The sequence below is a fragment of the Gluconobacter oxydans genome, assembly GCF_006539685.1.
In the GTDB taxonomy this organism is placed as follows: Bacteria; Pseudomonadota; Alphaproteobacteria; order Acetobacterales; family Acetobacteraceae; genus Gluconobacter; species Gluconobacter oxydans.
The window spans coordinates 1-10353 of sequence record NZ_BJNM01000046.1 but is presented as its reverse complement, the minus strand read 5'-3'; the positions used below and the strand labels follow the sequence as shown (position 1 = coordinate 10353).

Here is a 10353-nt window from a genome sequence, read left to right as displayed (position 1 = left end):
TTCCAGACAGCGGACAACCCGACAGGCTGGCAGGGAAAAATCAACCTCGATCGCCAGTCCTTCACGATTGAAGTCATCCAGAATGTTCAGGAGCCGAAAAGCACGTCCATCCATCAGCCTGTCCGCCATAAAATCCATGGACCAGACCCTGTTGGGAAGGGCCGGAACCGACAGCTTTTCAGGCTTTTCGCGAACCAGACGCCTGCGGGGTTTAATCCGCAGGTTGAGTTCCAGTTCCCGATAGATCCGATAAACCCGCTTATGATTCCAGAGCTGTCCCTGCACATTGCGCAGATACAGGAAACACAGACCAAATTCCCATCTCCTGTGAGCCTGGGTCAGTCCCACCAGAAGAGCGGCAATCCTGTCGTTCTCCGCTGCCAGTCGCGGACGATAGCGAAAGCAGGTCTCGGATATCCCAAAAATCCGACAGGCCAGCGCAATGCTGACCCCATGATGCGCCACAGCTTGTGCGGCCAGTTCCCGGCACTGGGCTGGCCGCTTCATTTTTTTCCAAGGGCTTCCTTCAGGATATCCGTCTGCATGCTCAAATCCGCATACATGCGCTTCAGCCGACGGTTCTCCTCTTCCAAAGCCTTCATCTGACTGATCATCGAAGCATCCATGCCGCCATATTTCGCGCGCCACCGGTAAAACGTGGCGTTGCTAATCCCATGCTCCCGGCACAGGTCAGGAACCGGGACACCGCCCTCAGCCTGGCGGATCACACCCATGATCTGGGCGTCAGTAAAGCGATCACTCTTCATCAGAATCTCCTCAATTCTTACGCTGAGAAAATTCTCATTCAAAAGTCACTCTTTTTATGGGGGGATTACCCACGGACATTGCAAATGCGGCCAAAAAACCAGGTATGACGTTGAGCGGAAAGCCCGTTGACCCAAAATATCAGAACGGGATCCAGTGGTGGTCAAAGGGCGGCGGGATCAAGACGCAGGGCGAACCGTATGAGATCTGGGTGGCAAACAAGCTCCAGCCAGACGGTTATATCTGGCTGGCTGATTACAAGAACAATTGGAAGGCATTCGATCAATGGAATGCAACATCCGGCGACGCTGTGAGTGACAAGACGCTGGATATGCAGGCTACCACCTACGCCAACCCGAACCGGGTCGAAGCGCGTATTGTCACAAATGTCGAGCAGATGCTGCGATATCAATCTGGAGGCGGCGAGATCATTGATCCAAGCGTTGCCCAAGCGAAAGGCATTCCCGCAAGTCTACAGTTTTCAAAGGGTGACATCGACACCTATACGCTTTCTCTTGGAGTTCCCAGAGAACCGACGGAAGGGCAATGGGAAGCGTTATGCAAGGCCTATCAGTTCGCCAAGGAGCGGGTTGCAGAGGAATCCCTTGAACAGAAGCGCCCTCTCTCCATCAATTTTGATATTACGGATATCGCGTGATCATGCAGCAGTTTCCCATTCGTAGACAGAAGCGAGCAAATTGCTTCCGGGCGAAGAAATATCTTGCGATCGAGTGCCAAGAGGTGTGGAAAGGATCATATTTTTCCCGCACGGGCTGGTCGAGCTATATAGACCGCGCCGGCGCGACGCCGGAATGGATTGGAGAAAATTTCCGCAAGTCCATCCAGTCGAGTGAATACTTCAATACTCCCGGCGTGCCCCTTCCTCGGGAAACAGTCGCCAAGGTCCATGCCGAATGCGGCCCTTTGATGCTGGCTTTCTGGGGGAAGCTTGCAGAGGCGTTCAGATTCAAGGACTGGAGAGCAGCGCGCGCAAAAACTGCCATGGTGTTTGCCTGTTGGGATTACGAATTAACGGATCAGATCGAGTTGAGGGCGAGCAAGGGTCGAGGAGGCGGTCACTCGGCTTGGCTGCAGGGCGAAGATCAGGGAACAGTCTTCCATGTCTCAATCAATGCCTCGAATGAAGAGCTGGGGAACGTCATCATCCAGGCCCTCAATGTGTGTAAGCCGAACTATCTTTAAAATGTGACAGTGTCCGCTTTTGGGAAAAGGATAGTTGTATTCCTTCGTCCGGAATGAGGCGATGCCGCCTGTCTGTTCTGGTTCTCTTGGGCCGACAGGCGAGTTAGGGGGGTGGAATGTCCGTTGTTGGACGCTAGGATAGAGAACCAGATATTGCCACATGAGTAATGTTCCGGGAGTGGATTGATAGCTCACGGAGCACGGCACCCACATGCAATTCCTTTCAGCGCACCGGTCGAAGCCTTTTTTCGTGGGGCAACATGTGACAGGCGTGAACTTCATGGACGTTGAGATGGTCAGCCGCAGCGGCGGTATACTCGCATAGCCGACCGTCGGACGTCATCGCGGGAACGGCAAGCAACTCGTCCGCCACATAACGACTCTGACCGGTCTGAAGCACGCGATTCCATCCTTCCCGCTGCCGTACCTGTAGCTTTTCGAGAATGATGATATCAAGCGAGCGACCAAGAGCCTGATCTTTGGTGAACCCGAAGTTTCTTACCGCGCCCGGGTTCCAGAATCGGATGATCCCCCCGGGTCGGCGGCGAGGATCGCATCAGCGCGCGTTTCAAGCAACGCCCGAGTGAGGCGTTCTGCGAAATCAACGTGTTGTGTTATGACTGATCCCCTCGTCCATGGCTCGAAGATTTAACCGTCGCGACATCGCACAGAAAATCCCGAAGAACGAGTGCATGGTTATGGAGAGGATCATGCGCCGCATAAAGAAGCGTGATCCTGCTTTTCTCCGCCAGTCCCACAAGACGGGCGATCTCGGCATTTCCGTTTGAAAGCTCATGACGGTATCGCAGCCGGAATTCGTCCCAATGCGCGGGATCATGGCCGAACCAGTGACGCAGGTCCGGACTTGGCGCCACGTCCTTCAGCCAAAAATCCATCTTCACGTCGGCTTTGTGCAGCCCTCGCGGCCAAAGGCGGTCCACCAGCACGCGCAGGCCGTCGCTGGGCGCGGAGGCATCGTACACGCGCTTGAGCCTCACATCCGGAGTGTCATGTTGCGCCGTCATGACACGTTCTCCACCGGACGGCTCGCGGCAAGTGTCCTCGAACCGGGAATGAACCGCCGCATCCAACCAGGATAGACCGGCGTAAGCTTGACAAGAAAATCCCACGCCATAATCAGTGCACCAGCCGCAAAGACAACGTCGCCCGGCAGCCGCATCCATTGCCAGAACAGGGTCTTGTCATAGAATTCGGCGCTGCGGGCGTAAGCATAGCCATGCTGATAGACTGCGAGCAGTTGAGGCCAGCCGATTGGGAAGAAATTGAGCAGCGTCCACAAAACCAGTCCCGCATTGTAGAGCCAGAATGCCCACAGGCCAGCTCGTTCGGAGAAACCGGCTTTTTCAGCATGAATGTAACGCAGGCAGAAATAGATCAAACCGATCGCGAGTTCGCCAAACGCGCCGAAAAGAGACGAGTGCGCGTGGTTGAGCGTCAGAAAGGTGCCATGTTCATAATAGTTCACCAGTGGCGCATTCAGTAGACCGCCGCCATAAACCCCGGCGCCCACGAAGTTCCAGAACGCAGCACCGATGACATAGATGGTTCCGAGACGATAGCGGAAATCCTTCTGCTTCCTGATTATTCGATAGTGGCTGATTCCCTCCATGATAAGCAATACAAGTGGCAGCACCTCGATGAAGGAGAACATCGTGCCGAATGGGATCCACAGGCTCGGCTCGCCCGCCCAGTAAAGATGGTGCCCCGTGCCGATCACGCCACCGAGGAAGATCAGGATGACTTCGAAATACATGCCTCGCTCGGCGAGGCAGCGCGATATCAACCCCGTGGCCATCAGCGTCCAGGCAGTCATCGCCGCCGCGAAGAACTCGAAGGACTGTTCAACCCACAGATGGACGACCCACCAGCGCCAGAAATCCGAGATCGTGAAGGATTTCTCAATGCCCGTCAGCGGAATCATGCCACAGGCATACAGCAGTGCGACATTAACGGTAGACGCCCAGATGAGATGTTCCAGCCGGATATGACCGGACCAGAAACTGCGCGCCGCACGAGTCCACAATGAAACCGATGGCCACAGAGCTCGCATCACAAGGACGCTCCACAAAAGCAGTCCTCCGAAGAAGCCAATCTGCCAGAAGCGGCCGAGCTGGATATAGGACAACCCCTGATTTCCGAACCAGAACCAGTTGCCGTCGATCACCCCCATGACACCGAGATAGTTTCCCACCAGGCCACAGACCACTACGAAGACCGTTGCCCAGAACAGCGCGTCCACGAGCCAGCCCTGACCCTTGGCTTCTTTTCCATCGGCGATGACCGGTGCAAGAAACAGCGCCGCGCCGATCCACGACAGGCCGATCCAGACAATAGGCGCCTGAATATGAAGATCACGCATGACATTGAACGGAACGTATCGATTAATATCGATACCGTAAAAACTCGTCCGGTCGTAATACATATGGGCCATGACGGAGCCGACCAGAATCTGCACCAGCAGCAGTGCCGCAACCAGAAGGAAATATTTCCAGACTTTCCTCTGACTCGGTGTCAACGGATGAACGACGAGAAGCTCCGCGTCCCGAGCCGCCGTGTCTGCGTCGTTGAGCCAATATTCGTAGATAAAGAGCACGGCACCAAAAGCCAGAAAAACAAAGCCAAAGCTCGCCCATGTCCAGATGAAAGTCTCGCCCGTCGGAGCGTTCTCCACCAGCGGCTCGTAAGGCCAGTTCTGTGTCCAGGAATAGTTCGTGCCAGGACGCCATGCGACGGTCGTCAAAGCCGAATAGATCAGAAAGTCGGCCGTCTTGACCGCGAGCGCGGGTGAGAGACTCTGTGCTGCGGTCCAGCCGGCCTTGCGGTTCGGATGGAGCAGACCGTCCGCGGTTGCCATGCGGACGGACACGATCGCCGCCACAAGCTCGCCAGGCAGCGTCACAGTCGAGGCAGTTAGATCGAGATGATGAAGATCGTCGCGCATTTTCGCCGTAATGGCGTCCTGCCGCTCTTTCGGAAGATATGCGAACGCCGCACCATCGTCTGCGCTTGCGATGTTATCGCGCGTGGCGAGCGCCAGCCGCTTCATGATTGAGGCAGTGTAATCCTCGCCATAATAGGAGCCCATGCCATACAGGCTACCATAGTCCATCAGATCGGCTTTCTGGAAACCGCCCTTTCCTGAAACGATATCCGCACCTGTCATGAGAATGGAGCCGTCGGCCGAGACGAATTTCTCCGGCTGCGGAGGCGCACCCTTGTAGGTCGCTTGTGTCGTCCAGATGAGAAGCGCCGCAGTCAGAAGACCGGTCGCAAGGAGAATCCATTTCAGGACGGTACTGACCGGATCCGCGACCGGCCTCACAATGGAAGATGAGTCCGACATCGCACTAGCTCCTGATAAGGTCGTGTGAGGGGGCGCGCCCCCTCACTGTGAACGCCCAAAAAAATATCATGCTGCGGAGAGAACCAGATCGGGGTCGGCGGCGGAGCCGAAGAACTCGTAACGGATCTGCTTCGCCGGCAGATTCTCGGTCCGTAGCGCGTCGACCATATCTCTCATGAAGGAATCCGGCCCGCAGATGTAATAGGTCGCGGAACGGTCGAGGTTCTGCTTTACCCAAGCGGTCGTGACACGCCCAGCGTGGGCGGCAACACCATGACTGACAGCGGGCACGCTCTCTTTCGCATAGAAGAAATCCGCCGCCAGAATACCTCGGCTGGCAAGGTCTTCGATTTCCGGACGGAAAGCTGCCAACGCCTCGGTATCCGCGCCGTGAACGTAGTGAATCTTCCGCTTCACGGATGTCTGCGCCAGCTCGCCGAGCATCGACATCACGGGCGTAAGACCAACACCGGCCGTCAGGAACACGACAGGAGACTCACTTGTCTCGTCGAGGAAGAAATCACCGGCGGGATTGGCAACCTGGAGTATGTCTCCCTCCTTCACCGTCTCATGCAACCATGTCGAGACGACGCCGCCATCCTGTTGTCGCACGCTAATGCGGTAATGATCCGCGCCGGGTTCCGAGGAAATGCTGTAATTCCGGCGCTGAGAGCCATGACCGGGAACATCCAGCTTGAAGCTGAGATACTGTCCCGCCTTATGGCGAAAGAGCGCGCCGCCGTCGACGGGAACCAGTTCGAACGAGGTGATTGTCGGAGTCTCGGCGCGACGTGAGCGAACGCGAAAAGCGCGCCATCCGGCCCAACCTCCCGGTGCGTCCTTATGCTCGTCGTAAATCTGCTTCTCACGGCCGATAAGGATATCTGCCAGAAACCAGTAGGCTTTGCCCCACGCCTCGGCGATCTCCGGCGTCGCGGCATCCCCGAGAACATGGCCGATCGCGCCGAGTAGCGCCTCTGCTACATATGGATAATAGCTCGGGCAGGATGTTCAGACCGACATGCTTCTCAGCAATTCTCTCGACCATGCCGCCGAGCGCGCCGAGGTCGTTGATATGTTCGGCATAGCACAGCACTGCCAGCGCCAGCGCCAGCGCCTTGGGCTGTTCGCCATCCTGCTGATGGGAGAGATTGAACAGGTCGCGAATGGCCGGGGTGGAGAGCAGGCGCTTGTACATTTCTGTCGTGATGGCCGTTCCGTGCGCCTTCAGCGCGGGGACGGTCGCGGAGATGATCGCGCGCGTCTTGTCGTCGAGAGGAGCGGACATGGTACCGTCCTTTAAGGTTTACGATCCGCACATCTCTTTGACCGTATTGGAAAACATGTCAAGTTGGTGCATCTTTACCCGACCATGAAACTTACGTTGCAAACCGACTATGCCTTGCGCGCCCTGATCTATCTGGGCGCCCGGACCGAACGACTCTGCTCCATTCGTGAAATCGCCATGGCGTACGGGATCTCGGAGGCACATATGGTCAAGGTCGTCCACAAGCTGGGCCAGGGGGGATTCGCCGAAACCCTGCGCGGTCGTAACGGTGGCCTACGGGTTGGACGGCCAGCGAAGGACATCATGATCGGCGATGTCGTATGCTATTTCGAAGAAAACATGGCTCTGCTAGGATGTCTGGAAAAGAGCGCTGAGACGACGCTCTGCAAGTTAATGCCCGCCTGCCGCCTGCGGAGCGGCCTTAATCAGGCAACGCAGGCGATGATGGCGGTTCTGAATGACTGCACTCTGGCAGACGTCATTACGCCCTTCGAGATCGCCCAACTGACGAAACGTGAAACGTCTTAATCATTTATTATTATTGGCCAGATGTTGAGTGTTAGATGGCCCTCAAGCGAATTGCAGCAATCAGATATATCCTTTGAACCAGGAGCATGGCGCCAAGATTCAAAAGTCCCGTTTACCTATAGCGACGCGTTCGCGAAGCTGCAGGACAGCGAAGTCGAGAAAGCCCCTGATCTTCAATGGCAGTAGATCATGACAGGTATAAAGAAGGCTGACTGGAACGGGGTTTGACTGTAAAGCCGCAAGCACAACTTGCAATTTTCCCTCTTTGACGGCCTCCATTGCCTGATAGAATAGCAATCTTGTCGCACCCACCTCGCTGTTATCCCGCATATCTCACAGAAATCTTGAGGACATGGCCAACGCTACACTCTGTCTGCATCGGGTCTCCGATCTCGCTCGCGGATTTTCCTTTTTCAAAAGAACTTTCACCAATTTCAGAGCCCGATGCACCCACTCGTGTGAGATATGCGGGCTAGTCCGCCATCGCCCCAAACTCGATAGTAAAGTTTTGAACCAATAATGTCTGCTTTACGAAAGGCCAAACTCTTACCTAAGTGTCCGAGAAGAAGGCGTAAGCGGACCTGCTGCTTACGCCTTAAGCCGGGCATGGGCTGCCCTAGAAAGTGATCTCAGGAGCGGAAGTTCAGCGTCGCCCGCTGCCGACGTCAAAGTTCACCGCTAGACCATAAGATCAGCCTCGAACGCACGGGCCGGCGAGGAACTCGTCAAAGGACCACCTCCGTATCGGTTCCGGTGGAATGCAGACGGAAAGATCGTGCTGCCACCTTCCGAGGCCCTTGACGCTGAGGTCTACGCGAATCGGCAACCAATTCTTCGTAGGCGTGTCGGCAAGAATTTTGATACCAAAGACGCGCTCGACGCACAGAAGCGGGGTGTATTGCTGGTTGTTGGTTGGGTCGATGTAGGGGATTGCTGCCTGGCGGATTACCTCAAGGTTCAGGTAGCGATCAAGCCACAGTGAACCGGCAAGTAGGTTGTAATACTCCGCAAACCGCGTCCCAAAATCTCGGTGAAGCGGGCTTTCGCCCATCTGATGCGACAAGCACGTCTTCACCTGCTGCGGCAAGGCGTCCACGCCGGACACCATGGCCCAATTGCCGTTGTTGGTCATCAGGTCATGGCTATCCGACAATGCCCAGCTCTTGGGAATGTCGGCGGCTGAAATCCGGGCAGCACTCGGGAAAACCGGACACCGAACCGTGTAGCCGCCAGTTGTATCCCTGGTGACAGACGGTTTAGCCCTCAGTGCGCGTCCGTCTCCAAGCTCATTCACAAGGACATATCGATCATTGGTCGTGGTTTGGTCGTAACGATCGGCGAACGTGATCAAGGTGTGAACGTCGCCGTCAATGAAGCTCTCTAGATGGAAGCTCCATACTTCACTTTCAACGCCCAGAAATTTGCCAACAAATACGATGTCGGGTCCAATGGCGATAAGGTCGGGACTGGGCTCCCCAGCTGAAAGGGCATTGCGCTGTCTTTCAGCGCACTTCGCCTCGTGCTCGGCCTTCATCGCGCGAAGCACGTCAGCCGTGTACGTCACCTCGTCCCGGTCGATCAGGTCGGCGTGGGTTGCACACAACCAAATGGCATTGGCGATGTGAGTGCGCTCCTCGCGGGTCATCGACGCGAGGTAGCGCCGCGCGCCTCGTCCAGACGCGGCGGCATGAATGTGCGCTGCCTTACCGATCATGTTCACAGCCTCGGGCGATTCATCGCTCGGGCCTGATGTCGGCTGAAGGCAATTACGAAACGAACAATGATGATTGGCGCGAAGCGCGACCGCCGCCTTTGTCCTTCCGGAGAATTCGTCGCGGTTACTCATCGCACCTTACTATCCGAATAATGGGCTTGCTGCCAGCATTCCAAAGCCGTCGCCGCCTACATTGTCCCGTTAATCAAAGTCTTCTGGTTGTGGTGGTGCAGCCATCCCCGACAGTCCGTTCCCCGCCCGGTCTCGCCATAAGGCGAATGTCCGGTATACGCATTCGCCGATCGTAAGCTGACTGGCAGGAATCCCCCCCAAATAGTGGTCATTTGAATGAGCGTATCGGGCCTGTGTTTCCTCAGCGAGCCGCAGAAAGTAGCTCACTCACGAGCGACGGCCGCTTATCCAACATCGCCAGCAAAACCTGGGCTGGTCCGGTTGGCTGACGACGGCCATGTTCCCAGTTCAGAAGGGTCCCCTTGGCGACCCCGATGCTTCTGGCAAACTGTGCCTGAGAGAGCCCGGTCCGCGTTCTGATGGCCGCCACGTCAACCGACGGAACACACACTTGATGGGTCAGGCTGTTTTCGGTCGGAGCTTCCGCATAGGCGAGGGCCTCATTCAGCCCCTGCAGAATGCTGTCATAAGCGCTCATGATGGTTCTCCGTATTTCGCAACAAGCGTCTTGCTCAACTCTACCAGGGCGGCCTGTTCAGATCGCGTCAGATTGTCTTTCTCGTTTTTGGCAAATACGGTCAGCAGGAACAGAGGCATCTGTCTTCCACCAAAAACATAGAGAGTTCTATACCCTCCCCTCTTCCCACCACCCTCGCGTGAAAAGCGGACCTTTCGCAGACCGCCACCTAAAGAAATGCCAGTATCTGGCATCGCAGCGAGCATGTCGATCAGAGCCGTCCGGTCGTCGTCTGACATTAGGGCTTTTGCCCGCTTTATGAATTCAGGCAGTTCGACAACAGTCTGCAGCTTTGACATTCACAATGAACTATACGTCATTGGCGGATAGGTCAATGACGTATAGTTCGGAGAAATGAAGGGCGTGATGGGCATTTAGACAAACAACCGTCCAAAAACCTCAAGAAATGCCAGAAATCCGCAGTTTTCCGCCATAAAATCTATGTCCATTTTTTCTTATTATCGGACATAGGGGTGGGGCCCAAGAAAGACCCGAAAAGGTCTTTTCGAGGCGTGTTCCACAGACGCTCATGCAAGGACAACGTCTGCTGCCGGAAAGATAGTCTGATCGTCTCTGGCCCTCTTTGCGAGAGACATTCCAACTCACACAGGTCTGTAACTATTCTGAGGCTCGCGGCTGACTTGGGGGGGAGAACGGTTGGTCCGATATTGGACGTAAAATACAGAAACCAGACATTCTTATGGGTGATATTTTATGCGCCGAGTTAGAGGGCTGGTTATGATTGATTTATTGTATCAGGACCAAAAACCGAACAGAGACGC

At 55.6% G+C, this 10353-nt stretch carries 9 protein-coding genes and 2 pseudogenes; 3 read left to right on the top strand and 8 right to left on the bottom strand.

Annotated features, from left to right (window positions below):
• A pseudogene (locus GOX01_RS11630) lies at positions 1 to 767 on the bottom strand (IS3 family transposase); the annotation flags it as partial.
• A gap of 110 nt (positions 768 to 877) precedes the next feature.
• Here GOX01_RS11630 and GOX01_RS11625 point away from each other — a divergent pair.
• The gene (locus GOX01_RS11625; protein ID WP_141259258.1) at positions 878 to 1423 is read left to right on the top strand and encodes an endonuclease toxin domain-containing protein; all 546 of its coding nucleotides are present in this window, start codon (positions 878 to 880) and stop codon (positions 1421 to 1423) included.
• Between the two features lie 2 nt (positions 1424 to 1425).
• Positions 1426 to 1968 carry a hypothetical protein gene (locus GOX01_RS11620; protein ID WP_062268939.1) on the top strand — a complete coding sequence of 181 codons (543 nt, stop codon included), beginning with the start codon at positions 1426 to 1428 and terminating at the stop codon, positions 1966 to 1968.
• A gap of 223 nt (positions 1969 to 2191) precedes the next feature.
• On the opposite strand, the gene GOX01_RS13340 is transcribed toward GOX01_RS11620, so the two are convergent.
• The 4 genes and pseudogenes from GOX01_RS13340 to hmpA form a co-directional block, all read right to left on the bottom strand.
• Positions 2192 to 2494: a PAS domain-containing protein gene (locus GOX01_RS13340; protein ID WP_231875798.1), complete on the bottom strand. Its 303-nt coding sequence runs from the start codon at positions 2492 to 2494 to the stop codon at positions 2192 to 2194.
• 88 nt (positions 2495 to 2582) lie between these two features.
• Positions 2583 to 2993 carry a DUF488 domain-containing protein gene (locus GOX01_RS11610; RefSeq protein ID WP_062247522.1) on the bottom strand — a complete coding sequence of 137 codons (411 nt, stop codon included), beginning with the start codon at positions 2991 to 2993 and terminating at the stop codon, positions 2583 to 2585.
• Positions 2990 to 5332, bottom strand: coding sequence for a nitric-oxide reductase large subunit (locus GOX01_RS11605; RefSeq protein WP_062247520.1), 2343 nt, complete (start codon positions 5330 to 5332; stop codon positions 2990 to 2992). Before GOX01_RS11605 ends, GOX01_RS11610 begins: the two co-directional genes overlap by 4 nt.
• Before the next feature lie 66 nt (positions 5333 to 5398).
• Positions 5399 to 6620 (bottom strand): annotated as a pseudogene (gene hmpA, locus GOX01_RS11600) (NO-inducible flavohemoprotein).
• Positions 6621 to 6704: 84 nt separating this feature from the next.
• Here hmpA and GOX01_RS11595 point away from each other — a divergent pair.
• A complete protein-coding gene (locus GOX01_RS11595; protein WP_062268950.1) occupies positions 6705 to 7148 on the top strand; it encodes an Rrf2 family transcriptional regulator in 444 nt (147 codons plus the stop codon).
• Positions 7149 to 7839: 691 nt separating this feature from the next.
• On the opposite strand, the gene GOX01_RS11590 is transcribed toward GOX01_RS11595, so the two are convergent.
• The 3 genes from GOX01_RS11590 to GOX01_RS11580 form a co-directional block, all read right to left on the bottom strand.
• Positions 7840 to 8994 carry a hypothetical protein gene (locus GOX01_RS11590; RefSeq protein WP_131973919.1) on the bottom strand — a complete coding sequence of 385 codons (1155 nt, stop codon included), beginning with the start codon at positions 8992 to 8994 and terminating at the stop codon, positions 7840 to 7842.
• Positions 8995 to 9235: 241 nt separating this feature from the next.
• On the bottom strand, positions 9236 to 9532 hold the full coding sequence (locus GOX01_RS11585) for a helix-turn-helix domain-containing protein (protein WP_062268946.1): 297 nt from the start codon (positions 9530 to 9532) through the stop codon (positions 9236 to 9238).
• Positions 9529 to 9870 (bottom strand): type II toxin-antitoxin system RelE/ParE family toxin, encoded by a 342-nt coding sequence (locus GOX01_RS11580; protein ID WP_062268948.1) that lies wholly within the window; start codon positions 9868 to 9870, stop codon positions 9529 to 9531. Before GOX01_RS11580 ends, GOX01_RS11585 begins: the two co-directional genes overlap by 4 nt.
• Positions 9871 to 10353 lie beyond the last annotated feature (483 nt).

Bases quoted from the DNA above. Each gene is read 5' to 3' on its own strand.
- GOX01_RS11620 (WP_062268939.1), top strand. From the start codon at position 1,426: ATGCAGCAGTTTCCCATTCGTAGACAGAAGCGAGCAAATTGCTTCCGG.
- GOX01_RS11610 (WP_062247522.1), bottom strand. From the start codon at position 2,993: ATGACGGCGCAACATGACACTCCGGATGTGAGGCTCAAGCGCGTGTAC.
- GOX01_RS11605 (WP_062247520.1), bottom strand. From the start codon at position 5,332: ATGTCGGACTCATCTTCCATTGTGAGGCCGGTCGCGGATCCGGTCAGT.
- GOX01_RS11595 (WP_062268950.1), top strand. From the start codon at position 6,705: ATGAAACTTACGTTGCAAACCGACTATGCCTTGCGCGCCCTGATCTAT.
- GOX01_RS11590 (WP_131973919.1), bottom strand. From the start codon at position 8,994: ATGAGTAACCGCGACGAATTCTCCGGAAGGACAAAGGCGGCGGTCGCG.
- GOX01_RS11585 (WP_062268946.1), bottom strand. From the start codon at position 9,532: ATGAGCGCTTATGACAGCATTCTGCAGGGGCTGAATGAGGCCCTCGCC.
- GOX01_RS11580 (WP_062268948.1), bottom strand. From the start codon at position 9,870: ATGTCAAAGCTGCAGACTGTTGTCGAACTGCCTGAATTCATAAAGCGG.